We start from the raw sequence: 26,311 nt of genomic DNA on the forward strand, positions 1-26,311 counted from the left end.
CTAACGTCTTGTCTTTGCTTTTTTCTTTCTGGCTTGAGCCAAGGCTTCTAACTTTTTTAGAACATCATTCTCTGCCCGTAAGTACGCTAACTCTTCTCGTAACTCTTCCTCTGTCATCTGCTCTACGGGTTTTGCTGAAGAATCACTCTTTGTCACGGTTGGCCTACCTTTTTTCTGTGGTTTAAGACGGGATATACCACCTTGAGCATAAAGCTTTTGCCACTGAAATAAAATACCAGGAGACGATAGGTCGAAGTGAGCACTGGTATGGCCCAATGACCAATCGTTAGTTTTCATCGTCTTGAGGACATGAGCTTTGAACTCACTAGAATAAGGTGACTGATTATGAATAAAGCTATTTGAGCCGTTTAGCTGGTATACCTGAGACCAATAGCGAATAAGCCGAGCGCTTATATTGTGCTTTTTACTTAAAGCTACAGAGCTTTCCTGCACGGCATGCTGAGCGAGCTTTATTTTAAATATTCTATTGTGTTTGGACATAAAAAGACCCCCAGTAATTGGAATGTCCAACTATTGGGGGTCACTTCAGAAATTACCGAGGTTTTTTATTAGTAAGAAAGGGAGACATCTAAGTCTATCTTTGAGTCTCTCTTTTTCAGGTAATAAAAAACCCCTCGCACGCTGTGCAAGGGGTTTGTTAGGGGACTTGACGGTGAGCTACTCTCGCATGGCAAATGCCACACTACCATCGCCGCAGTTGCGTTTCACTTCTGAGTTCGAAATGGAGTCAGGTGGTACCACAACGCTATTGCCATCAAGAAATTCTGTAATTTTGCTCTTTGAGAAAAAATTAAGAAGAGAGCAAAATAAAACCCCTAACTCGTAGAGCAAGGGGCTATATATTTGGAGCCTGGCGGTGAGCTACTCTCGCATGGCAAATGCCACACTACCATCGCCGCAGCTGCGTTTCACTTCTGAGTTCGAAATGGAGTCAGGTGGTTCCACAGCGCTATTGCCACCAGGCAAAACTGGGTACATGGATGTATCAAGGTTCGCGTGACCATGGATGGTCAAGAGCGAACTGGTGAATACACCTCAGTACGTAATCTGGAAAGCTTAAATAAGGTAAGTTTGATTATCTCTCTAGGAGAACACTTAAGCGTTGTATGGTTAAGCCTCACGGGCAATTAGTATTGGTTAGCTTAACGCCTCACAGCGCTTCCACACCCAACCTATCAACGTTGTAGTCTTCAACGACCCTTTAGAGACCTTAAAGGTCTAGGGATGACTCATCTCGAGGCTCGCTTCCCGCTTAGATGCTTTCAGCGGTTATCGATTCCGAACATAGCTACCGGGCAATGCCATTGGCATGACAACCCGAACACCAGCGGTTCGTCCACTCCGGTCCTCTCGTACTAGGAGCAGCCCCTCTCAATCATCCAACGCCCACGGCAGATAGGGACCGAACTGTCTCACGACGTTCTAAACCCAGCTCGCGTACCACTTTAAATGGCGAACAGCCATACCCTTGGGACCGACTTCAGCCCCAGGATGTGATGAGCCGACATCGAGGTGCCAAACACCGCCGTCGATATGAACTCTTGGGCGGTATCAGCCTGTTATCCCCGGAGTACCTTTTATCCGTTGAGCGATGGCCCTTCCATACAGAGCCACCGGATCACTATGACCTACTTTCGTACCTGCTCGACGTGTCTGTCTCGCAGTTAAGCTTGCTTCTACCATTACACTAACCGTACGATGTCCGACCGTACTTAGCAAACCTTCGTGCTCCTCCGTTACTCTTTGGGAGGAGACCGCCCCAGTCAAACTACCCACCAGGCACTGTCCACAACCCCGATTAGGGGCCAATGTTAGAACATCAAACATACAAGGGTGGTATTTCAAGGATGGCTCCACCTGAACTGGCGTCCAAGTTTCAAAGCCTCCCACCTATCCTACACATGTAGGCTCAATGTTCAGTGCCAAGCTATAGTAAAGGTTCACGGGGTCTTTCCGTCTAGCCGCGGGTACACTGCATCTTCACAGCGATTTCAATTTCACTGAGTCTCGGGTGGAGACAGCGTGGCCATCATTACACCATTCGTGCAGGTCGGAACTTACCCGACAAGGAATTTCGCTACCTTAGGACCGTTATAGTTACGGCCGCCGTTTACCGGGGCTTCGATCATGAGCTTCTCCGAAGATAACCCAATCAATTAACCTTCCGGCACCGGGCAGGTGTCACACCCTATACGTCATCTTTCGATTTAGCAGAGTGCTGTGTTTTTAATAAACAGTTGCAGCCACCAGGTCACTGCGACCGGCACCAGCTTAGAGAGCGCGTCTCATCACCAGCACCGGCGTACCTTCTCCCGAAGTTACGGTACCATTTTGCCTAGTTCCTTCACCCGAGTTCTCTCAAGCGCCTTAGTATTCTCTACCTGACCACCTGTGTCGGTTTGGGGTACGGTTCTTAATCATCTGAAGCTTAGAGGCTTTTCCTGGAAGTATGGCATCAATGACTTCCGCTCCGTGGAGCGTCGTCTCGTATCTCAGTTCTAACCGCCCGGATTTACCTAAGCAGTCAACCTACATACTTTCACACGGACAACCAACGCCGTGCTCACCTAGCCTTCTCCGTCCCCCCATCGCAATGATTAAAAGTACAGAAATATTAATCTGTTTCCCATCGACTACGCATTTCTGCCTCGCCTTAGGGGCCGACTTACCCTACCCTGATTAGCATGGGATAGGAACCCTTGGTCTTTCGGCGTGGGGGTTTTTCACCCCCATTATCGTTACTCATGTCAGCATTCGCACTTCTGATATGTCCAGCAAGCTTCTCAACTCACCTTCAACCACTTACAGAACGCTCCCCTACCCAGCGCATAAATGCGCTGCCGCAGCTTCGGTGTCATGTTTAGCCCCGTTACATCTTCCGCGCAGGCCGACTCGACTAGTGAGCTATTACGCTTTCTTTAAAGGGTGGCTGCTTCTAAGCCAACCTCCTAGCTGTCTAAGCCTTCCCACATCGTTTCCCACTTAACATGAACTTTGGGACCTTAGCTGGCGGTCTGGGTTGTTTCCCTCTCCACGACGAACGTTAGCACCCGCCGTGTGTCTCCCGGATATTACTTTACGGTATTCGGAGTTTGCATGGGGTTGGTAAGCCGGGATGGCCCCCTAGCCCAAACAGTGCTCTACCCCCGTAAGTATTCGTCCGAGGCTCTACCTAAATAGATTTCGGGGAGAACCAGCTATCTCCCGGTTTGATTAGCCTTTCACTCCTAGCCACAGGTCATCCCCTAACTTTTCAACGTTAGTGGGTTCGGTCCTCCAGTTGATGTTACTCAACCTTCAACCTGCCCATGGCTAGATCACCGGGTTTCGGGTCTATACCTTGCAACTAGACGGGCAGTTAACCCTCGCTTTCACTACGGCTCCCCTATTCGGTTAACCTTGCTACAAAATATAAGTCGCTGACCCATTATACAAAAGGTACGCAGTCACATAACAAGTATGCTCCTACTGCTTGTACGTATACGGTTTCAGGTTCTATTTCACTCCCCTCACAGGGGTTCTTTTCGCCTTTCCCTCACGGTACTGGTTCACTATCGGTCAATTGGGAGTATTTAGCCTTAGAGGATGGTCCCCCTATCTTCAGTCAAGGTTTCACGTGCCCCGACCTACTTAATATGTCCAACATGGCTTGTCGTGTACGGGACTATCACCCACTATCGTTGCACTTTCCAGAGCATTCCACTAAACCATGCTGATTCGGCTGTTTCCCGTTCGCTCGCCGCTACTTAGGAAATCTCGGTTGATTTCTTTTCCTCCGGGTACTTAGATGTTTCAGTTCTCCGGGTTCGCCTCGCTAAGCTATGTATTCACTTAGCGATACCCTAAAAGGGTGGGTTTCCCCATTCGGAAATCGTGGTCTATAACGGTTTTTATCACCTTAACCACGCTTATCGCAGATTAACACGTCCTTCATCGCCTCCAATTGCCAAGGCATCCACCGTATACGCTTAGTCACTTAACCATACAACCTTAAGTGTTCTCGCTTGATTAAATCACTTATTTCGGCGTTATCTTGTTTCTCAATCAGTCATGTACCTTTCAGTACACTCCTTCAATCGAACCTTCGATAGCCTTGAACTAAGCAATTTACTCTGCGCTTAACTCTCTGAGTCGTATAATTTCATGTCTTTTATTTATTAACGAAACATGTTGTATAGGCATGTTCGTTTTGACATAAATAACGCTTGAGTTTTCTCTTACAGTGATAATCAAAATTATTTTTAAATTGTTGAATAACAAATTTAATAAACAATAATGTTTACCTTATTTATCAGCTTTCCAAATTGTTAAAGAGCATGACGCTATTGCGTCCGGGTTAAAAACCCTAACTGATGAGCACCGTAATGCGCATGGGTTAGGATTCCCTGCCAATTTCGTAATTAATTATTTGTGTAGGCACTTCGAAGGTGTAACTAGTCTATTAAGGAGGTGATCCAGCCGCAGGTTCCCCTACGGCTACCTTGTTACGACTTCACCCCAGTCATGAACCACAAAGTGGTGAACGCCCTCCCGAAGGTTAAGCTATCCACTTCTTTTGCAGCCCACTCCCATGGTGTGACGGGCGGTGTGTACAAGGCCCGGGAACGTATTCACCGTGGCATTCTGATCCACGATTACTAGCGATTCCGACTTCATGGAGTCGAGTTGCAGACTCCAATCCGGACTACGACAAGCTTTATGGGATCCGCTTACTCTCGCGAGTTCGCAACCCTTTGTACTTGCCATTGTAGCACGTGTGTAGCCCATCCCGTAAGGGCCATGATGACTTGACGTCGTCCCCACCTTCCTCCGGTTTGTCACCGGCAGTCTCCTTAGAGTTCCCACCATTACGTGCTGGCAACTAAGGATAAGGGTTGCGCTCGTTGCGGGACTTAACCCAACATTTCACAACACGAGCTGACGACAGCCATGCAGCACCTGTCTCAGAGTTCCCGAAGGCACTAATCTATCTCTAGAAAATTCTCTGGATGTCAAGGGATGGTAAGGTTCTTCGCGTTGCATCGAATTAAACCACATGCTCCACCGCTTGTGCGGGCCCCCGTCAATTCATTTGAGTTTTAACCTTGCGGCCGTACTCCCCAGGCGGTCTACTTAATGCGTTAGCTGCGCAAGACAACTCTTAAGAGTCAAACTGCTAGTAGACATCGTTTACGGCGTGGACTACCAGGGTATCTAATCCTGTTTGCTACCCACGCTTTCGTACATGAGCGTCAGTGTCGACCCAGGTGGCTGCCTTCGCCATTGGTATTCCTTCAGATCTCTACGCATTTCACCGCTACACCTGAAATTCTACCACCCTCTGTCGCACTCTAGCTAAGCAGTTTCAAATGCAGTTCCCAGGTTGAGCCCGGGGCTTTCACATCTGACTTACTTAGCCGCCTGCGTACGCTTTACGCCCAGTAATTCCGATTAACGCTCGCACCCTCCGTATTACCGCGGCTGCTGGCACGGAGTTAGCCGGTGCTTCTTCTGCGAGTAACGTCAAATCAAGCAGGTATTAACTACTTAACCTTCCTCCTCGCTGAAAGTGCTTTACAACCCGAAGGCCTTCTTCACACACGCGGCATGGCTGCATCAGGCTTGCGCCCATTGTGCAATATTCCCCACTGCTGCCTCCCGTAGGAGTCTGGACCGTGTCTCAGTTCCAGTGTGGCTGATCATCCTCTCAGACCAGCTAGGGATCGTCGGCTTGGTGAGCCTTTACCTCACCAACTACCTAATCCCACTTGGGCTTCTCTAAAGGCGAGAGCCGAAGCCCCCTTTGAGCCGTAGCTATCATGCGGTATTAGCAGTCGTTTCCAACTGTTGTCCCCCACCTAAAGGCAAATTCCCAAGCATTACTCACCCGTCCGCCACTCGTCATCAAACTAGCAAGCTAGTTCATGTTACCGTTCGACTTGCATGTGTTAGGCCTGCCGCCAGCGTTCAATCTGAGCCATGATCAAACTCTTCACTTTAAAAAGTTTAATCACTACTCATCGAATTCTGTTCAAATAAATTTTCGTTCAGACACTCAATGAATAGTTTACAAGTTGCTAGCCTGTCTCATAAGAGACTCTAGCTTATTTTGTTACTACTCAACGGAGTGCCCACACAAATAATTAATTACTAAATTGTTAAAGAACGATGAACATGGAAGTTCGAGTGTCGAAATCAATCATGGATGATTGTTTATTTCGACCGTTTAGAACATTTCCAGTTCTGGTTAAGACTCTGTCTCAACCGGGACGCGCATTTTACATTGCGTCGTTTTGTTGTCAACGTTTTTCTCAATCTTTTTTTAAAGTTTTCGAAACCGCTTGAAGTCTCAAACCGCTTATAAACATTATGTTTCGAGCTGTTTGATGTCTCCCTGACAACGAGGTGCGCATTCTAGGGATTTTTAACAAGAGCGCAACCTCTTTTTCGTCATTTTTTACAAAATAATGACTGAATGATTAAGTATTGTACAAAACAGTAACAATTCAAGCTTGGAACTATTAAAAAAGCGTCAGTGTTTATGTTTAGGCACTTAGGAATAAAGAAGTAAGCTTTTTTACTTACTTCTTTTAGTGGTGCATTACGCGACTTCAGGAGAATTAGTAGCTTTTACCTTGCAGTAATTCAAAGATACTTGAAAAGTCCTTCGTACCAGCCCCGCTTCTTGAGTGCATCGCGTATAAGTTACGTGCTATCGCCCCCAAAGGTGTACTAGATGATGATTTCGACGCGGTATCCATCGCCAGGCCTAAATCTTTTAACATTAAATCGGTCATAAAACCGCCATGGTAACCATTTGACGCTGGTGCAGTTTCCATTACACCAGGGCATGGATTGTACACATCAAGAGTCCAATTACTGCCACTGCTTTTCGACATTATTTCCGATAAAACAGTAGGATCCATTCCATTATCAATTCCAAGTTGTAATGCTTCACTGGTACCAACCATTAAAATACTCAACAACATGTTGTTACATACTTTGGCTATTTGGCCCGCACCTACTTCACCAGCGTGGAAGATGTTCTTACCCATTTTTTCTAGGAGTGGTTTAGCGAGCTCAAAGTGTTCACTGCTTCCACCAACCATAAAGCTCAATGTTCCGTTGGTTGCGCCAGCGACACCACCAGAAACAGGTGCGTCTATAAAAGAGACGTTATTTGTTGCCAATAATTGACACACATTTTTACTGGTCGCTACGTCAATAGTGCTGCTATCAATAACAAGAGCACCTTGCTTAAGCGTGTTAGGTTGTTCAGTTAGCTGTGAATATAAACCATGTACATGTTTACCAGCAGGAAGCATTGAAACTACCACATCAGCATCTTTTACTGCTTCACTTGGCGTCGCAGCACTTTCCGCACCAAGCTCCACTAATTTAGTAACCGATTCTGGTACTAAGTCAAACACTCTTACTTTGTAACCTGCCTTAACTAAATTGGCCGCCATAGGGCCGCCCATGTTTCCTAATCCAAAAAAAGCGATTTGGTTCATAACACTTCCTTATTTAAGTTCTTTCAATGGGTGGTTATTAGCATCCCATGGAGATTGGAAAAATTGATCTATAAATTCATCAGTCACATCGTGAATCGTGGCAAATTTCCAGTTTGGATTATTATCTTTATCGATCAGTAACGCTCTTACACCCTCAGCAAAGTCGCCAATTGCAGCACAGTTTACCGAAAGGCCAAGTTCTAATCTGAAACTGTCAGCCAAAGACATGGTTTTTCCTAAATCAATTTGACGCTTTATTATTCGTGCACTTAGCGGGCTACCATGGGCTAACGATGCTTGTGCTTTTTTAAACCAAGAATCATCAAAGGTTTGGTCTAAAATTGATGCAATAGCTGCAGACGACGAGTCGATACCATCAAGTGTCTCCATGTAATCACTGAATTTTGCAATGTTACCCTCTGGTATTTGCAATTTATCCTCAACTTCCAGCTCTGATAACAGATCTGTTAATTTCTGATGATTAAGCGCAACCGTATTGCCCCACGCAATCGTCAATAAGTGCTCTACTATAGACTCATGTCGACTGCTCGATACAAAGTGGTCAGCCAACTTAACAAACTTGGCATCTGCTGCATTGATTGAAGCACCAGTCAAACCTAAAAACATTCCAACCCCAGGTGGCATTTTATTTAGGAAATAAGATCCCCCTACGTCTGGATATAGTCCTATGGTTATTTCGGGCATAGCAATTCGAGAACGTTCGGTAACAACACGGTGGCTCGCTCCAGCTAACAAACCAAGGCCTCCGCCCATAACAATGCCATGACCCCAGAGTAAGATTGGCTTGTCGAATTTATGGATCAAGTAATCTAGCTTGTATTCCTTAGTAAAAAACTGTTCTACGTCACGTGCGATGTTTCCCTCTCCTGCAGAAACAGCAGCGTTGTGAAGTTGCACTACATCACCACCTGCACAAAACGCCTTTTGACCAGCGCCTTGTATAACGACAACCGCGACATCACTGCGTTCTTGCCATTCGAGTAACTTGGCATAAAGTGACTCAACCATTTCGAGGCTTAGCGCATTCAGTGATCGCTCGGCATTTAGTGTTGCAAAACCGACTTTCTTATCACTTATCGACTCTAACTCTTTATATAAGACAGACTCTGACATAGAACCTCCTATTCATTTCGCCAAATCGGCGCACGCTTTTCTAAAAACGCATTAACGCCTTCTTTTTGATCTTTTGAATCAAATAAACCAACGAACAGCTCTCGCTCAAGTGGCAACGCAGCATTAATAGAGCCCGCTCTCCCTGCTTGAATTAAGCTCTTACAGGCACTAATTGACGTTGGGCTTTGATTTGCAACGTTTTGCGCTAGTTTCATTGCTGAGTTCAGGGCTTCTCCTGTTTCAACTACTTCTTCCACTAGACCAATTTTTTCAGCGGTGGTCGCATTTAGGCGTTCGCCACATAAAATCATACGCTTCGCCCAACCTTCCCCTACTAACCACGCTAGGTTTTGTGTTCCGCCAGCACATGGTAAAAGACCAACCTTCGCTTCTGGTAGTGCTAATTGTGACTGCTGCTCTGCAATTCGAATGTCACAGGCTAGCGCAACTTCAAGTCCGCCGCCCATTGCATAACCGTTAATCGCGGCAATGCTCACGCCATTAAAATCGCGTAGGGCCTCAAAAGCGGCACCGAATACTCGTGCCATATCACTTGCTTTTCCTTTATCGCCATCTGCAAACACATTCAAATCGGCGCCAGCAGAAAAGAACTTTTCACCTGCTCCGGTTATTACTAAAGCAAAGATATTTTTGTTGGCATTTAACTCTTCTACCAAGTTTTTAAGCTCTTTTAAGCTTTCGAACGTCCACGTATTTGCCGGAGGATTATCTATCGTAATTGTCGCAATATGATCTTTAGTCGTTACCTTTAATAATGATGACATTCTGCCTCCTTTATAGAATATCTGCGGCTGCGTCATCGAGTAATCGACGGGCGATGATTAGACGCATGATTTCATTAGTACCTTCTAAAATTTGGTGTACTCTCACGTCTCGGAAGTGACGTTCAAGCGGATACTCTTTGATATAACCGTAACCACCGTGAAGCTGTAACGCTTCATTACAAACTTGGAAGCCTATGTCGGTCGCAAAACGCTTAGCCATAGCACAATATGCCGTCGCTTCAGGGTCACCATTATCCAGTTTGAACGCCGCCAAACGAACCATTTGACGGGCAGCGACTAACTCAGTAGCCATGTCAGCGAGCTTAAACTGCAAAGCTTGAAATGCAGCTAACGGTTTACCAAATTGTGAGCGTTCCTTCATGTAAGCAGTAGCAGTCTCCAAAGCTTGTTGAGCCGTACCGACAGAACAAGTGGCTATGTTAATACGCCCACCATCCAAGCCTTTCATCGCTAACTTAAAGCCATCACCTTCTTCTGCTAGAAGGTTTTCAACTGGAATGCGAACATCTTCAAATGTAATTAACCTGGTTGGTTGGGCATTCCAACCCAATTTTTCTTCAGCTTTTCCGTAAATAACGCCTGGTGCATCGGCAGGAATAACAACAGCGGAAATACCTTTAGGACCTGCTTCTCCGGTCCTTACCATAACCACCAATACATCGGTTTCACCGGCGCCGCTAATGAACATTTTCGAACCATTGATAACATACTCATCGCCATCGCGCTTAGCAGTGGTTCGAAGTGCAGCCGCATCAGAACCTGAACCAGGTTCCGTTAGGCAGTATGATGCTAGTTGCTCGCCCATAACTAAACCAGGACACCAAGTTTCTTTTACATTTTCAGTGCCCCAAGTCGCAATCATCCAGGTGGCCATGTTGTGAATCGTTAACATCGCCGTTGTTGTCGTACAGCCTTTGGACAATTCTTCAAATATTAAAGACGAATCTAGGCGAGATAACCCCATTCCTCCGGCTTCTTCTGGTGAGTACAATCCGCAAAAACCAAGCTCCCCCGCTTTTGCCATCACGTCTTTTGGAAAAATGTGTTCCTCATCCCACTTCGCAGCGTTCGGCGCTAATTCAGCATCGGAAAATTGTTTTGCCAAGTCGATGAATGCACGTTGGTCATCATTTAATTCGAAATTCATGATTAACCCTTCTTTTATATGTTGATATTTATTATTTTTGCCTCTCGGTAATCGCTATTACGAGAGGCTCTTCTTTTTAGACGAAAATTTATAGACGAAAGTCGGGTTGCCCTACTTTAATGTGATAGACATGTTTGGACCTGCTGCCGCAGCGACATCATCTTCAAACCAACGAGCCGTAATTGTTTTTGTTTCAGTATAAAACTTAACAGCTTGCTTACCATAGGCATGTTGGTCTCCAGCAAACGATCCTTTCCAACCGGTAAACGAGAAAAATGGCAGAGGAACAGGAATTGGAATGTTAATACCTACCTGACCAACTTCGATATTGTGTTGGTATTTACGTGCCGCGCCACCCGAAGATGTAAAGATAGAAGTACCATTACCATATGGATTGTTATTGATTAATTCAATGGCGTCATCAAGTGTATCGACATTCATTGTCAAAAAGACCGGTCCAAAGATCTCTTGTTTGTAGATCTCCATATCTGTTGTGACATCGGTGAACATAGTTGGACCAACCCAGTTACCGTCTGGGTAACCTTCAACAGTAAAATTAGAACCGTCGAGTACGCAATTAGCACCTTCCTTTTTACCTTGTTCAATTAAACCTTCGATACGTTGTTTCGCTTGTGGCGTAATTTGAGGTCCGTAAGCTGCGTCTTTATCTGAATAATGACCTGGGCGGACAGATGCAAGCTTCTCTTTGATTTCTGGGATCCACTTTTGAGCCTCCCCTACAAATACAGCAACCGAAATTGCCATACATCTTTGACCTGCAGCACCTACCGAAGCACCAACAATATTATTAATCACTGCGTCTTTATTAGCATCTGGCATAACCACCATGTGGTTTTTCGCGCCTAAAAACGCTTGAACGCGTTTCATGTTATCAGTACCTGTTTTGTAAATGTACTGGCCTACACCAACAGAGCCTACAAACGAAATCGCTTTTACTTCCGGCTCGTGTAACAAGCGATCCACTTGCTCTTTATCACCATGTACAACTTGTAACACACCTTTTGGTGCACCAGCTTGTTCAAACAACTCGACCAAACGCGTAGGTGTTAATGGATCCTGCTCAGAAGGTTTCAAGATAAATGTATTACCGCAAGCAATCGCTAGTGGGAACATCCACAGTGGTATCATCGCAGGAAAGTTAAATGGTGTGATTCCCACACACACACCTAGAGGCTGCGTGTAAGAATAAGTATCGATATTGCGCGCTACGTTTTCTACTGTTTCACCCATCATCATAGATGGAATGTTTGCCGCGTGCTCTACAACTTCTATACCTCGCCACACGTCGCCCATCGCATCTTCGTGAGTTTTTCCTAACTCTTCACAAATAATACCTGCGATTTCTTCTTGGTGCTCTTTTAATAGGTGCGCATATCGCATCATGACACGAGCACGCTCAGAGATAGCCACCTCTTTCCATGTCTTAAAAGCGGCTTTCGCGCTTTCTATTGCTGCATCCATTTCACTTGGAGTCGCGCAAGGTACCTGTGCAATCACTTCTTGCGTAGCTGGGTTTGTTACATCTATTTTTCTTTGTGAAGATGAAGTAACCCATTCACCTCCGATAAATAAAGGAACCTGTTTCATGACATTGCCTCTTTTATATCGACGATTTGACGTCGTTTATTTATTGTTGGCTTGATTACATCAAATCAATATTGAGAAAGAAATTGATTAAATTGCTTTTTTGATGGACTATCTTGCCAATACAAAATCAAGAGGTACTTATCTTGAGTGTTACTTCACAATGGCCCCTACCTAAATCCAGTGTTCGCTTTTTAGTCCCCAAGCCAATGGTTAAACAATTGGAGATCAGTAGTTTATCTCGTGGTTTAGTCCCCTTAGCCTTTGGTTTTTATGAAAATGCATTGGGTCATGGCATTGCTCGCCCGGAGCATACGGACAATCTTATCTTGCTGTGCGTCGGAGGTAAGGGTACGCTGCAGGTCAATGGCAAAACATTTACAATAACCAAAAACCAAATCGTGTTTTTGCCCCGGGGCACCGCTCACAAATATAAAGCTGACAATCATGAGCCCTGGTCTATTTATTGGGCTCATCTGCAAGGTCATCTTTTTGATGAGTTCATGGATATTATTGGTGTTAACCAACAAAATTTAGTACTTGATTTAACCGCTCCAGAATCTATCGTTGCCGAATTTGATGCGCTTATTCAATCTAGGTATATGGGTTATCAACTCAATCGATTTTTTGTTGCCTCAAATATGCTCAAAAAGATCTTAAGTTTAATTTCATTACAAACCCCTATCGTCAATATCCAAGCAGAGCGTCATTTTAGTGAACACAGCATTCATGCTTATTTTGAAGAGAACGTAGAGTCGCTACTGACATTAGATGACATGGCTTGCTACTTTGGAATGTCCAAATTTTATTTTGCAAAAAAGTTTCAACTTTTAATGAACAACAGCCCCGTTAAATATTTTTTGGAAATCAAGGTGCAGTATGCCTGTAAACTGCTAGACTCTACTGAGCTGAACATTAAAACGATTTCAAAAACAGTGGGTTATGAAGACCAGTATTATTTTTCTCGGCTATTTAAAAGTACTATGGGTTTATCACCAACCCAGTACCGACAATCTATACATGGTCAATAGAATGTTAAAATTTACGTAAAACTGTCATATTTCCGTCATATTACAGCCTGATAATGATGCTCGAACTTTTGTTACGAACTAACTAAGTAAGATAAGACTATGTCACATAAAATATTAATCATTGAAGATGAATTTGCGATTCGCGAAATGCTGACGTTCGTTATCGAGCAAAACGGTTACAAGGCAATCTCTGCCGAAAACTATAACGATGCGCAGCAACTACTTATGGATGAGACCCCGGCACTAATCTTATTAGACTGGATGTTACCGGGTATGTCAGGTATTCAGGTTGCCAAAAAAATAAAACAATCAGATAGCTACAAGCACATCCCTATCATCATGCTTACAGCTCGCAGTGAGGAAGATGATAAAATCCAAGGCCTAGAAGTAGGTGCTGATGATTACATCACTAAACCTTTTTCACCTAAAGAGTTAATTGCTCGTATCAAAGCCGTATTGCGAAGAACTCAACCAACCGCAACGGATGACCCTATTGAAATTGTTGGCTTGCGCTTAGATCCTACTAGTCATCGCGTGACTTTAGAAGGAAGCGATCTACACTTAGGTCCAATGGAATTTAAGTTACTGCACTTTTTCATGACGCATCAAGAGCGCGTTTATAGCCGTGATCAATTATTAGATAACGTATGGGGAACAAACACCTACGTCGAAGATCGCACGGTTGATGTTCATATCAGAAGGTTGCGTAAAGCACTCATAACTCACGATAAACTGATCCAAACGGTTCGTGGATCTGGCTATCGTTTTTCAACAAGAATGGACTAACGCTTTTTTATGTATCAAAAACGTTCTATCGGGCAAGTTGTTTTCCGCTTAATGTGGATATATGCCCCATTTGGAATTCTAGGGTACGCTGCTGGTTTCTTTATTGAAGCCAGTTTTGCTTTCTGCTTTCTGATTATCGGAATCCATTATTGGCAACTGCATAAGTTGACTCATTGGTTGTGGCACCAACGAGGAATTTACCCACCAAAAGCACTAGGTGTTTGGTCTTCTGTATTCGACGGTATATATTCTCAACAAAAAAGAAACGCCAAAAAACGCAACGATTTGTCCGCCCTTGTCCGTCGATTTAGGCTAGGCGCTGAAGCATTACCTGACGGCGTCGTTATCTACGACGAAACACGCCATATTTTTTGGTGTAATAAAATCGCCCAAGACATGTTAGGCCTACAGTGGCCGGCAGACAAAGGGATCCGTATCGATAACTTAATCCGAATGCCGGAGTTTATCGATTACTTGGATGATCAGGCTTATCACGAGCCGTTGGAGATCCCGTCACCAACTAACGAAAATCACACTTATGAAATACGTGTTGTTCCATTTGAAACAGACAAATGGACAGTAATCGTGCGCGACATTACGCAATTGAACCAACTTGAACAAATGCGCAAAGACTTCATCGCCAATGTATCTCATGAACTCAAAACCCCACTCACGGTAATGCGGGGTTATCTCGAAATGACCAAAGACTTCTGTGATATTGACGAACCTATGTGGAATAAAGCTCATAAAATGATGAGTGAACAAACCACGCGTATGGATGACCTAGTGTCTCAATTGTTATCGCTATCTAAAATCGAACAACAAGGCGCAGACGTTGAAATGCAAGAATTAGATGTTGCCGCATTGTTAAATGTTCTAGCTGAAGAAGCAAAGAGCCTGTCGGGTGGTAAACACACTATAGTGACTGACATAGATCCAACCTTAAAGGTAATGGGTAACCAATCGGAATTACGAAGTGCATTTTCTAACCTTGTATTTAACGCTGTACGCTACACGCCTCAGGATGGCCAAATAAAAATAAAATGGAACCTAACGAAATCTGGTAAAGCAAAATTTTCGGTTAAAGATACCGGCGTAGGTATTGATCCGGCTCACATACCTAGATTAACAGAACGCTTCTACCGAGTTGATGAGGCTCGCACACGTCAAACCGGTGGTGCAGGTTTAGGACTATCGATAGTCAAACACGCCCTCGCCCACCACAAATCAAAACTGGAAATTAGCAGTGAAGTTGGCAAGGGCAGTACATTTTCTTTTCGCTTTCCTAAGTCATTGGTAAGACAACACATCCAACCACAATAAATGCGAATTATTGGATTGATTGAGCGCTAGGGAAAGCGCTCGTTGATATGCTATTCTGTGCATGTCAAATCAGCAACGGAAACACATAATGAGCTGTCCACATCAAAATAACTTTAGAGAGCTAGAATCTTCTATTCATACTGATTTTAAAGAAGAAATGTCATATGGTGACTATCTGAACCTCGAAGAAATTTTAAATGCCCAACACCCTTTGTCAAAAGAGCACGACGAAATGCTCTTTATCATTATTCATCAAGCGAGTGAACTTTGGTTAAAACTTGCGGGTCATGAGTTAGCTGCTGCGATGCGTTTTATAGAGAATGAACAATTTGGCCCAGCGTTTAAGGTAATATCTAGAGTAAAACAGATCTTTATCCAGTTAACACAGTCCTGGAACATTTTATCAACGTTAACTCCTGTCGATTATTTGAAGTTTCGTGATGCACTTGGTAAGTCCTCCGGGTTTCAATCCTTTGGTTACCGCTCGATTGAGTTTATGTTAGGGAACAAAAACAAAAGCCTTATCGAAGTTCACAACTCTAATTCACAAGCATATGACACACTGACAAACCTAAGTAACGCTCCTAGTTTATATGACATTGTCATCAAAATTATGGCAAAGCGCGGGTTTGATATAGAGCCTCGTTTACTCGACAGAGACTTTAATCAACCTTACGAGAGACATGATAGTGTTCTAAACGCATGGGTAGAAGTTTATAATCACGCCGATACACATTTCGAACTCTATGAGCTTGCCGAAAAACTAATGGATATAGAAGACTCTTTCCAAAACTGGCGTTTTAAGCACATGTACACAGTACAACGTATTATCGGAAACAAAGTCGGGACAGGTGGTTCATCTGGCGTAGAGTTTTTAAAAAAGGCATTGGATATTAGTTTTTTCCCTGAGCTCTTAGAGCTCAGAACTAAGCTCTGAAAACCAAGTAAATTAGTGTGTTCGAGGGTATAAATCGTTAAACTATGCCCTCGACAAACCGTTAGTTAACACTCCGTTTCATTTTTACTCTAGTAATATTGACTATGCTCTCAAAAAACCAACAAAAAACATTAAAAGCGCTTGCAACCAAAAAAGAACGAAGACTTACAGGCCAGTTCTTAGTACAAGGTGAAAAAAATGTACTTGAGCTTTTAAACTCTTCTCTGGAGCTCGTCAGTTTGTTTGTAACGGAGACGTTCGCCGACAAACATTTCAAATTTTTGGCTACTAGGCCAATACACATTGTCAACGAAGAAGAACTATCGAAGGTTAGCAGTATTACTAGTAACAATGCAGCTATTGCTATTGTCAAACAGCCAGTGTTCGAACTTGGTGAAATGTCAGGTGTGGTGTTGGCACTTGATGACGTTAACGACCCTGGGAATTTAGGGACTATTATTCGGTTGGCGGATTGGTACGGTATCGAGCACCTAGTTTTGAGTCAACAAACTGCTGACGTTTATAACCCAAAAACTATTAGTGCAACTATGGGTGCCTTCACAAGAGTAAAAACCTACCGCACTGACTTAAAAGCCTTTTTAAACAAACAGTCCAAGCCAATTTGGGGCGCATTTTTAGATGGTCAGTCGATTCATGATTGCTCCGCTCCAACGGACATGATTATTGTATTAGGCAACGAGTCACATGGTATTAGTAAAGAGATAAGTGAACTGGTAACAGACAAAATTACCATACCTAAATATGGTCAGTCAGAATCTCTCAATGTTGCTATGGCGACAGGCATCATCCTAGATAACGTAAGGCGCACACAGAGTTAGTGGATAGAAAGTAACCACTTAACTGTTATTTTTGTTTTATTTTTTGCGAAACACTGATTTTCAACTAGTTTTAAAGTGAACAATATCCCTTTTGCTTTACTTGGAACAAGCTATGAAGTTCAGCCTAGGCACCAACATCAAACAAAAATTGATCATCAATGCAGCACTCGTTGCTGCCGGCATGGTCTTCATGCTTTTGCTTTTGATTTATTCAAATTCAAAAAACATGAGCTACACACAAGCGCTGCAATTACTTGAAACCTTTAACACGGGTACTTACAAACTTAAATCAGGTGCGCAAGCATTCTTAGAGACGAAAGACCTTACCGACGTCGAAAATTTTAATCAGCTAGTTGAAAAAGAAACTCAGCAAATAGCTAAGTTTAAGAAAGTTTTACAAGAACAATCATTCCCGACCAAAGGACTCGATAGTTTTCAAGCTGCACTAACCCGCTATAACAATTCCTTTAACATAGTCGTTGAGCTACAGAAAAAAATAGGTCTAAATCCGAAAGATGGTTTGTACGGAGATTTGCGAGGAGCAGTTCACAACATAGAAACCTTGTTAAGTGAACAGAATAATTACTTGTTATTGACTGATATGTTGCAGCTACGTCGTGCTGAAAAGGACTTTATGCTTCGATTTGATCTAAAGTATCTGGATAAATTTAATGATGGCGTAGATACCCTAAGCAGTAATATTCGCATGTCAGACATAGACCCTGCGACCCAATCAACACTTCAGTCATATCTATCTGACTACAAAAAGAAGTTTAGAACGCTTGTTGATGCCGAGACTGAAAAAGGATTGGATGCTCAATCTGGTGTTAGGGCTGAGTTGGATAAGTCAGTTAATGATTTAAAATCAGCCATGGCAACTATGTCTAATCAAATAAATGACGCGATTGTAAGCGCCCAAACCAAAACACAAATCGCAGGATTTGTCTTGTTTGCAGGTTTAACTATTGTCGTACTTGCGTCTACTTACGTTACAAGCACCAAAGTACTGACACCAATTAAAGAAATATCTTCTTCTATCTCTCTAGTCCGTGAAGAGAATGATCTTACTACAGATTTAACCTTTGATGGTTCGGATGAAGTCTCTGCAATGGGGAGACAATTTAATGATTTAATCAAAGAGTTCCGAGAATTAATCAATAAGGTTATCAGTGCAGTTCAAGCACTCGACTCAGCAACAAACAGTCTGGTAAATAACTCCCGACACAACCAAGATTCGCTAGATTTACAATTGAAAGAGACAGAATCTGTTGCTGCAGCCGTAACGGAAATGGGCGCGACCATTAAAGAAATTGTGAGTAATACCGAAGACGCCGCAGCTAAAGCATTGAGCAGTAACGACAATGCCGAGCAAGGGTACACACAAGTTAATCTAACAATTGATAGTATTAAACAGCTATCAGACAATCTGGCGATAGCCGTTCAGGATGTAACAGAGTTAGCGGAGGAGAGTAAAAATGTCGGCTCTGTATTGGATGTCATTCGAGGCATTGCCGAACAAACTAACTTATTGGCGTTGAATGCCGCAATTGAAGCAGCTCGAGCCGGCGAGCACGGTCGCGGTTTTGCGGTAGTTGCAGATGAAGTCCGTACCTTAGCAATGAGAACACAAGAATCGACCAAAGAGATTGAAAATATCATCTCATCTTTACAAGGTCGAATCGGTTCAATTGTTAACGTGATTGATCAGTGTCAAGAACAAGGAAATAACTCTACGCAGAGAGCGGCTGAGGCTGGCGACAAACTAAATTCCATCACGGCTGACGTTAAAGTTATTATGGATATGAATACCCAAATAGCGACGGCGATCGAGCAACAAAGTAAAGCAGCCGAAGAAGTAAATCAGAACGTTGTTGCAATCAGAGATGTCGCTGACAACTCATTTCAAAGAGCGAAAGACAACGCCAAAAGTAGCACTCAAATATCAGATCAAGCACAGATTCTTCGATCTTTTATTGAGAAATACAAAGTGTAGTAAAAAAGGGCCTCAAAGGCCCTTTTTCTTAGTTTGCTCTATATCTCTCAAGCCTTGCTAACAAGCTTGATGTATCCCATCGATTTCCCTGCATTGCTTGGACTTCAGAATAAAACTGATCTACCAAAGCTGTGACCGGTAAATGAGATCCGTTGCGCTTCGCCTCATCTAATGCAAATCCCAAGTCTTTGCGCATCCAGTCAATAGCGAAACCAAAGTCGTACTCGCCTTTCCACATAGTCTGATGGCGATTGTCCATTTGCCAACTACCTGCGGCTCCTTTTGAGATTGCCTCCACAACTTCAACTCCATCTAGGCCGGCAGAACGAGCAAAATGCAAACCCTCTGCAAGTCCCTGCACCACACCTGCAATACAAATTTGATTAACCATTTTGGTTAATTGACCGGAGCCAACGGGTCCCATTAATTTACTAAATTTAGAAAACGAATCTATTGCCGGTTTGGCAAAGTCAAAATCTGCCTGTTCACCACCAACCATAACAGTTAATACACCATTTTCAGCGCCTGCCTGACCACCAGAAACTGGTGCATCTAAAAAGGACAACTTGTGACCTTTCGCTTGTTCGGCCATTTCACGTGCTAATTCTGCTGACGTTGTTGTGTTATCTATTATGATCGCACCTGACTGCGCTGAGTTAAATACGCCATCCGAGCCATTTAATACGGCTCTAACATCATCATCGTTTCCGACACAAATAAATATCAACTGCGCACCTTCTGCCGCTAGGCCTGGAGTCGTGGCATAAGTGCCACCGTATTCAGCTTGCCATGCTTGAGCTTTGCTTGTAGTACGATTAAATACAGTGACATCGAAACCAGACTTCTGTAAGTGTCCGGCCATTGGATAGCCCATTACACCTAGGCCGATAAAGCTGACTTTCATTGTTTTTCCTTGTGATGAATGATTTACGTTAGGATTCTACCGCAATTTTATACAATTGAGTGCCAACCTGAACAGCAGCTGATGGATAATGTAAGATTACGGTTCCACTTTGTGGCGCATGAATATTAACAATCGCAGAGTCATTATCAAACTCCAATGAATTTAACACCCGCGCCAAAACATCGCCTTTTTGTACTTTGTCGCCCGCTTTTTTTATGTATTCGACCATTCCAGCGTGCTGGCTAAATAGCGTTTTGTAATTACTAAGTGGAACGACTGCCACAGTCTTGGGCGTTATATTTTCTTGTCCTTCAACAAGGCCCTTTTTAGCGAGATATTGAATAACGCCATTTGCGTCGTCACTAGCTTGTGCAAGGCAAATATTTTCTTGGGATCCCAATTCGATAGTAAATGCATCAACGTGATAATCAAAATCTAAACCCCGTTGTTTTAATGCTTGCTTAAGTCTATACCAAGGCGTAAAACTGGCTTCGTCTAGTGCTCCTGCAAATTCTATTGGAATAGATAAAACGGTCTCAATATTAAACCATTGAGCTTCTTCAGTAAGAAACTCAGGGCTATAGATGTGTCGTGTAGAAGATGGTCCTGTGTGAAGATCCAACACCATGTCAGCTTTAGAAGCCATCTCTTGTAATTTAATATTTAAAAACTGCGCGGTGTTTACGCCCCAGTCTTTGTTTAATTTGTTGTTTAAGCTATCCAATAAAAACAGACGGAATTTATCGACGATCTGTTTTTCGGACCAATCGGCCAGCTGCTCATCAAACTCCGAAATAAACCGGCCAACAATTTCATTGTCAAAGTGATAAAAACGATTCCAGTTATTACCCGTAGTAGCATCAAACCTACCTTGCAGATACTCACCAGCTCTTTGAGTACGTCCAAACGGGTTACAATTGGGTACTAGAACAAAATTCGCGTTAAGTTTTAGCGCTTTAAGTTTTCGGATCAAATGGTAAATCACCGCACTGCCCTGCATCTCTGCTGCATGCACTGCACTTTGGATGTAGACCGTTTTACAATTTGGTTGACCGCAGTCAATATCGTAAACTGGGATACCAATTTCTTGACCGGCGATATCCTGATTAAGAGTCACCATTTGTTTTGAAATATTCATAGTCACTAAATTCTAGCCTATAAGGAAAAAACATCATCGTGGATTGATTGCACTACCGATTTGGCGTTGCGTTGGTGGACCAAAAAACAAATATTGTGAATGCTTGCACCATGGCAGATCATTCTTAAAGGGTGAGACGATAACGACTGAAAAAGCTTTCTCGCACTATCATTTCCTGTTTCTGTAATACTGTGATTACCTATTGCAGCTACTAGTGCTAGATCAGTCTCAACTTTTACAGAACAAAAGTCGCTTAACTCTGCTAAACACTCTTCAGAAATAACAGCAACATGCTCATTTGGTGCTTTATCTATAGTTAATGCAACCGAAATTTCCGATGTGGTGATCAAATCAACCGAAAGGTCATGTTTGGCAAGAATCGCAAATACACGTGCCAAAAAGCCACTTGCATGTAACATCGCAGGACTACTGACCGTCAATAGCGTTTGGTTTTCTCTCAACGCTATTGCACGAATTCCCGGTGCGGAGGGTTGTTTTTTGATCCAAGTCCCACCCAACTCTGGGTTAACGCTTGAACCAACAAAAACATCAATATTGGCTCTCGCTGCTGGAAGTATCGTCGCTGGATGAAGTACCTTTGCGCCAAAAGTAGCCAATTCTGCTGCTTCGTTAAAGCTAAGTTCTAACATAGGCTTTGCATGGCCAGTGATACGAGGGTCAGTAGTATAAATCCCCGGCACGTCGGTCCATATTTGAACTTCATTTGCACCTAACGCTTCTGATAATAAAGCAGCCGAATAGTCACTTCCTCCTCGACCTAGTGTTGTTGTGTTACCAAACTTATCCGAGCCAATAAAGCCTTGCGCAACGATTACTTGAGTAGATAATAAAGGCGCTAATAACTCATTTGAAAGCTGAGCAATTTCGTCGATTTGCGGTTGAGCATGGCCAAAGTTACTGTCTGTTCTCATCACAGCCCTAACATCAAAAGCTCGAGCGTATCCCTGACTTAATCCCCTTAATGCAGCGGATTCGTTTAATACTTGGCTAAATATCACACTCGACATTTGTTCACCAAATGACAATATCTCATCTACCGCCTTGTTACTGTATAAGTTATTAAGCTCGGTAACCGCGTGTTGTAGATTGTCTAATATCGCTAATACGGTCTTTAATACTTTAGATGGATCATTTAGTTTATTTATGATTTCAAGCTGAACGGCTTTGATACTCTCAATAATATCGGCTTGCTCGAGTGTTTCGGTTTGTCGGTTAGCTAATTGAACAAGGTAATTAGTAACACCTGAAGACGCTGAAACTACAACAACTTTGATAGACGAATCGTTTAAAACAACATTAGCACAGCGTTGCATCGCAGCGTGATCGGCTAAACTTGTTCCGCCAAATTTAGCAACGTGTAGACGAGTTTGTGTAGACATTTTTATCCCAAAATTAAAGTAATAATGGGGAGGGATCAGGTTATAAGGTGATTGGCTGCGATTGCAGTTCATGAACTTACTAACCAGAAGCGCTCCACCAGATAACATGGTGACAACTGCTGAAACTCAATTCAGACAGCCGAAATACGTCTATCTCAACAAACGTATCCCTCGGCGATGAACCCCTCACAAGTTTTCTTAGAAGTTGAGACTTCTCCAACTTGCTACCTGAACATCGCACCTCTTCTGTGTTGCAAATACTTGCAACGTGACTCGTAGCTTTACGAGTTAGTCGCTATTACAAAAAAATTAGAGTAAAAAGTCAAATGCTATTTTGCATGCAAAGTAAACTGAACAAAAATAATTCTGAGACTCGGTCAGCAGAATTATTTTTAAACAACCAATTATACTTTTTCTAAACTAATACAACCAACAGAGTACCCGGCTCCAAAACTACAAAGTATCCCTTTATCACCTGCCCGGAAGTCGTCTTTGTACTTGTGGAACGCAACAACACTGCCTGCAGAAGCAGTATTAGCATATTCATCTAAGATCAAAGGTGCATCCAAAAACTCAGGCTCTCGACCTAGAAGTTTTTTAGCAGCAAACAGATTCATGTTGATGTTAGCTTGATGCAACCACATGCGTTTTACATCTTCAACCGTCCAGCCGTTTTGTTCTAAATGTCCGCTAATGGTTGATGTGACGATAGGCAACAACTCTTTAAACACCTTTCGCCCCTCTTGGAAGAAATATGAATTGTCTTCAGGTAATTCGTCGTAACAATGATCAACATAACTGTGATTACATTGAATATTATTCGAGAATTGAGTGAATTGTTGAGTGTTAACAATTTTAAATTGTGAGTCACTCGTTGCTGTTTCTTGACGTTCAATTACAACCGCAGTTGCAACATCGCCAAAGATGAAGTGACTGTCACGATTAGTGTAGTCCAATTGCGGTGTGGTGAATTCTGGGTTAACAACCAAAACACATTTTGCCGTGCCACTGACTACTGCGTTGTAGGCATTGACTATCGCAAATGTAGCCGTAGAACACGCAACGTTCATATCAAAACCAAACCCTTGAGCGCCAAGAATTTGCTGAACTTCGATCGCCATAGCCGGATACGATCGTTGCATATTGGATGACCCCAAGATAACCATGTCGATTTCGTCAGCTTGTTTGTTCGCCTGACGTAACGCATCTTTCGCTGCTTCCACCGCCATCAACACCATTTCTGGTGGCTCTGTCGGTGCGTTTTTGGTTAGTTTAGGGTGCATAATACGGGTGTCAGTTATACCCTCTTTTACCATTGCATAACGAGACTTAATCCCTGAGGCTTTTTCGATAAACTCAACACTTGAAGGTTTCTTTTCCGCGCGCTTTCCAGCTGCAATCTCTTCCGCATATTGCTCGTTGTATTCACTTACATGGGCATTTAGAACATCAACAAGTTCTTGGTTACTGATTTTATGAGGTGGGGTAAACAGACCTGAACCCGAAATCACGATTGATGACATATTTAACCTACTTAACTTCACATTCTGTTATTAAAAGCAATGACTGCAAACTTAATTCGCTGCTGTATCTAGTGGCTCAAATGACTTAACTAAGTCATCGATTCGTTTCATTTGCGACAGGTAACCCTCTAACTTGTCCAATGGCAGTGCACATGGCCCATCACATAGCGCTTCGTTTGGATTAGGGTGTGCTTCGATAAACAAACCTGCAAGACCAAGTGCCATTCCGCTTCGTGCTAATTCCGCGGCTTGGGCACGACGACCATCCGCAGAGTCAGCTCTCCCGCCTGGGCGCTGTAAGGCGTGAGTCGCATCAAACATAACTGGTGCCATTTTCTTCATATCGTCCATACCCAGCATATCTACAACTAAGTTGTTGTAACCGAACTGACTGCCTCGCTCACATAAAATAACTTTATCGTTACCTGCTTCATTAAATTTCTTAATAATATGGCGCATTTCATGAGGTGCTAAAAATTGCGGTTTTTTAACATTGATAATGGCATCTGTCTTAGCCATAGATACAACAAGATCAGTTTGACGCGCTAAAAATGCAGGAAGCTGAATAATATCTACAACTTCTGCTACAGGTTGTGCTTGATGTGGCTCATGAACATCGGTGATGATAGGTAAATCAAACTGTTGCTTAATTTCCTCAAATATTTTTAAGCCCTCTTCTAGGCCGGGACCTCTATAAGAATTAATCGAAGAGCGATTGGCTTTATCAAAACTCGCTTTAAAAACATATGGAATACCAAGTTTTGAAGTTACTTCTTTGTATTTTTCTGCAATTTTTAAAGCGAGGTCTCTCGACTCTAAAACATTCATTCCACCAAACAAAACAAACGGCTTATCATTAGCAAGCTCAATGTCTTTGCCAATGTTAATGATTTGAGTATTCGTCGATGTTGTCATTCAAATTTCTCTTTTTTAAATTCGTAATAGATGCGGAGCATCAGGGAAAATTAACTTACAATCGTGCGTAACAATTGGCCACAGAACCAAGCGGCAAATGTACCTATCGCATAACCAAACACAGCGAGTAACACACCTACAGGTGCTAGCGAAGGATGGAATGCTGAAGCGACAATCGGCGCCGATGCTGCGCCACCAACATTGGCCTGACTACCTACTGCCATGTAAAACAAAGGAGCCTTGATAAGCTTAGCAACCGAAAGCATTAATGTCGCATGGACTAGCATCCAAATCGCGCCAAGCGCAAAGTACACTGGGCTATCTAAGATAGCAGTAATATCCATTTTTAAACCGATGGCAGCTATTAAGAAATATAAGAAGGCACTGCCTACTTTAGATGCCCCTGCCGATTCAACTTTTCTAAATTTTGTAAATGATAATGCGATGCCCATTGCACTTGAGCTCACAATCATCCAGAAAAACTTACTGTGGAAGCTGTATTTATCTAGTGTAGGAAAGTTAGTTTGCATGAACGGTGTGACTACATCTGCAAATATGTGTGCAATACCTGTTACACCAAAGCCAATGGCACAAATAACCATCAGGTCATTTAGATTTGGGATACGAGCGTTATTCTTTTGATATTCTTCCACGTCATTTTGTAACTTGGCGATCGCAGTTGTATCAGCACCTGATTTTGCGTCTATGGATTTGGCACTACCGGATAAAAATAACAAAACAGCCATCCATATATTAGCCACGATAATATCGACAGCAATCATAGACGAGAAAATAGTATCACCGACTTCGTAAATTTCTTTCATTGCGGTTTGGTTTGCTCCACCGCCAATCCAGCTCCCTGCGACTGTCGTCATTCCTCGCCACACTGATTCAGGACCATTTCCACCTAAAAGGTCAGGTGAAAATACGCTCATGATTAACAGTGCAATAGGTCCACCGATTACAATACCTAAAGTACCCGTTAAAAACATGACCATGGCTTTAGGGCCTAATTTTAAAATCCCTGGTAGGTCAACGCTTATCGTTAAAAGAACGATACAGGCAGGTAATAAAATTCTTGATGCTACATAATATATGTTAGCGGTCGCTTCTGGGCTGACTAGCCCAAACGTTTTAAATAACGATGGAATGAAATAACACAGCAATAATGCTGGAACAAATCGATAAAATTTCTGAAAAAATGGATGGTCACTTTTACTGGTATAAAACACCAGACCTAATATCACAGCAATTAGGCCTAATAACGTTGCTTCATTTTGAATAACTGGCATAAATTCCAACCCTGTTAATTATCT

At 43.0% G+C, this 26,311-nt stretch carries 18 protein-coding genes, 4 rRNA genes and 1 riboswitch; of the genes, 6 read left to right on the plus strand and 16 right to left on the minus strand.

Going from position 1 to position 26,311, the window contains the following annotated elements; genetic code table 11:
* The 10 genes from J1N51_RS02780 to J1N51_RS02825 form a co-directional block, all read right to left on the minus strand.
* Positions 1-501: a helix-turn-helix domain-containing protein gene (locus tag J1N51_RS02780; RefSeq protein WP_208830311.1), complete on the minus strand. Its 501-nt coding sequence runs from the start codon at positions 499-501 to the stop codon at positions 1-3.
* Between the two features lie 164 nt (positions 502-665).
* Positions 666-780 (minus strand): 5S ribosomal RNA (gene rrf / locus J1N51_RS02785).
* Between the two features lie 89 nt (positions 781-869).
* Positions 870-984: ribosomal RNA gene (gene rrf / locus J1N51_RS02790) — 5S ribosomal RNA — on the minus strand.
* A gap of 143 nt (positions 985-1,127) precedes the next feature.
* Positions 1,128-4,003: ribosomal RNA gene (locus J1N51_RS02795) — 23S ribosomal RNA — on the minus strand.
* A gap of 460 nt (positions 4,004-4,463) precedes the next feature.
* Positions 4,464-5,999, minus strand: a 16S ribosomal RNA gene (locus tag J1N51_RS02800).
* The 16S, 23S and 5S rRNA genes sit together here, the layout of an rRNA operon.
* 621 nt (positions 6,000-6,620) lie before the next feature.
* A complete protein-coding gene (gene mmsB / locus J1N51_RS02805; protein ID WP_208832482.1) occupies positions 6,621-7,514 on the minus strand; it encodes a 3-hydroxyisobutyrate dehydrogenase in 894 nt (297 codons plus the stop codon).
* Between the two features lie 9 nt (positions 7,515-7,523).
* Complete coding sequence (locus J1N51_RS02810) at positions 7,524-8,648, minus strand: enoyl-CoA hydratase/isomerase family protein (RefSeq protein WP_208832483.1); 1,125 nt, start codon at positions 8,646-8,648, stop codon at positions 7,524-7,526.
* Positions 8,649-8,656: 8 nt separating this feature from the next.
* Positions 8,657-9,433, minus strand: a complete 777-nt coding sequence (locus tag J1N51_RS02815; RefSeq protein WP_208832484.1) for an enoyl-CoA hydratase — start codon at positions 9,431-9,433, stop codon at positions 8,657-8,659.
* A 10-nt stretch (positions 9,434-9,443) separates the two neighbouring features.
* Entirely contained in the window at positions 9,444-10,601 is a 1,158-nt protein-coding gene (locus J1N51_RS02820; protein WP_208832485.1) for an acyl-CoA dehydrogenase family protein, read from the minus strand.
* 111 nt (positions 10,602-10,712) lie between these two features.
* Complete coding sequence (locus J1N51_RS02825; RefSeq protein ID WP_208832486.1) at positions 10,713-12,209, minus strand: CoA-acylating methylmalonate-semialdehyde dehydrogenase; 1,497 nt, start codon at positions 12,207-12,209, stop codon at positions 10,713-10,715.
* Between the two features lie 143 nt (positions 12,210-12,352).
* On the opposite strand from J1N51_RS02825, the gene J1N51_RS02830 reads away from it, so the two are divergent.
* The 6 genes from J1N51_RS02830 to J1N51_RS02855 all read left to right on the plus strand — a co-directional run bounded on the left by J1N51_RS02830 (position 12,353) and on the right by J1N51_RS02855 (position 19,115).
* Positions 12,353-13,237, plus strand: coding sequence for an AraC family transcriptional regulator (locus J1N51_RS02830; protein WP_208832487.1), 885 nt, complete (start codon positions 12,353-12,355; stop codon positions 13,235-13,237).
* A gap of 99 nt (positions 13,238-13,336) precedes the next feature.
* On the plus strand, positions 13,337-14,023 hold the full coding sequence (gene phoB / locus J1N51_RS02835) for a phosphate regulon transcriptional regulator PhoB (RefSeq protein WP_208832488.1): 687 nt from the start codon (positions 13,337-13,339) through the stop codon (positions 14,021-14,023).
* A 9-nt stretch (positions 14,024-14,032) separates the two neighbouring features.
* Positions 14,033-15,346, plus strand: coding sequence for a phosphate regulon sensor histidine kinase PhoR (gene phoR, locus J1N51_RS02840; RefSeq protein WP_208832489.1), 1,314 nt, complete (start codon positions 14,033-14,035; stop codon positions 15,344-15,346).
* 88 nt (positions 15,347-15,434) lie between these two features.
* The gene (locus J1N51_RS02845; protein WP_208832490.1) at positions 15,435-16,283 is read left to right on the plus strand and encodes a tryptophan 2,3-dioxygenase; all 849 of its coding nucleotides are present in this window, start codon (positions 15,435-15,437) and stop codon (positions 16,281-16,283) included.
* A 104-nt stretch (positions 16,284-16,387) separates the two neighbouring features.
* Positions 16,388-17,122: an RNA methyltransferase gene (locus J1N51_RS02850; protein ID WP_208832491.1), complete on the plus strand. Its 735-nt coding sequence runs from the start codon at positions 16,388-16,390 to the stop codon at positions 17,120-17,122.
* A gap of 112 nt (positions 17,123-17,234) precedes the next feature.
* Complete coding sequence (locus tag J1N51_RS02855; RefSeq protein ID WP_208832492.1) at positions 17,235-19,115, plus strand: methyl-accepting chemotaxis protein; 1,881 nt, start codon at positions 17,235-17,237, stop codon at positions 19,113-19,115.
* A gap of 28 nt (positions 19,116-19,143) precedes the next feature.
* On the opposite strand, the gene J1N51_RS02860 is transcribed toward J1N51_RS02855, so the two are convergent.
* The 6 genes from J1N51_RS02860 to J1N51_RS02885 all read right to left on the minus strand — a co-directional run bounded on the left by J1N51_RS02860 (position 19,144) and on the right by J1N51_RS02885 (position 26,287).
* Entirely contained in the window at positions 19,144-20,019 is an 876-nt protein-coding gene (locus J1N51_RS02860; RefSeq protein ID WP_208832493.1) for an NAD(P)-dependent oxidoreductase, read from the minus strand.
* Positions 20,020-20,047: 28 nt separating this feature from the next.
* Positions 20,048-21,157: a biotin/lipoyl-containing protein gene (locus J1N51_RS02865; protein WP_208832494.1), complete on the minus strand. Its 1,110-nt coding sequence runs from the start codon at positions 21,155-21,157 to the stop codon at positions 20,048-20,050.
* A 17-nt stretch (positions 21,158-21,174) separates the two neighbouring features.
* Positions 21,175-22,557, minus strand: coding sequence for a lysine-sensitive aspartokinase 3 (lysC, locus tag J1N51_RS02870; protein WP_208832495.1), 1,383 nt, complete (start codon positions 22,555-22,557; stop codon positions 21,175-21,177).
* A 79-nt stretch (positions 22,558-22,636) separates the two neighbouring features.
* Positions 22,637-22,811: riboswitch (Lysine riboswitch) on the minus strand.
* 150 nt (positions 22,812-22,961) lie between these two features.
* On the minus strand, positions 22,962-24,080 hold the full coding sequence (locus J1N51_RS02875) for a beta-ketoacyl-ACP synthase III (RefSeq protein ID WP_208832496.1): 1,119 nt from the start codon (positions 24,078-24,080) through the stop codon (positions 22,962-22,964).
* Positions 24,081-24,131: 51 nt separating this feature from the next.
* Entirely contained in the window at positions 24,132-24,995 is an 864-nt protein-coding gene (gene kdsA / locus J1N51_RS02880; RefSeq protein ID WP_208832497.1) for a 3-deoxy-8-phosphooctulonate synthase, read from the minus strand.
* Between the two features lie 50 nt (positions 24,996-25,045).
* Positions 25,046-26,287, minus strand: a complete 1,242-nt coding sequence (locus J1N51_RS02885; protein WP_208832498.1) for a DUF819 family protein — start codon at positions 26,285-26,287, stop codon at positions 25,046-25,048.
* Positions 26,288-26,311 lie beyond the last annotated feature (24 nt).

Source organism: Psychrosphaera ytuae, from assembly GCF_017638545.1.
GTDB lineage: Bacteria > Pseudomonadota > Gammaproteobacteria > Enterobacterales > Alteromonadaceae > Psychrosphaera > Psychrosphaera ytuae.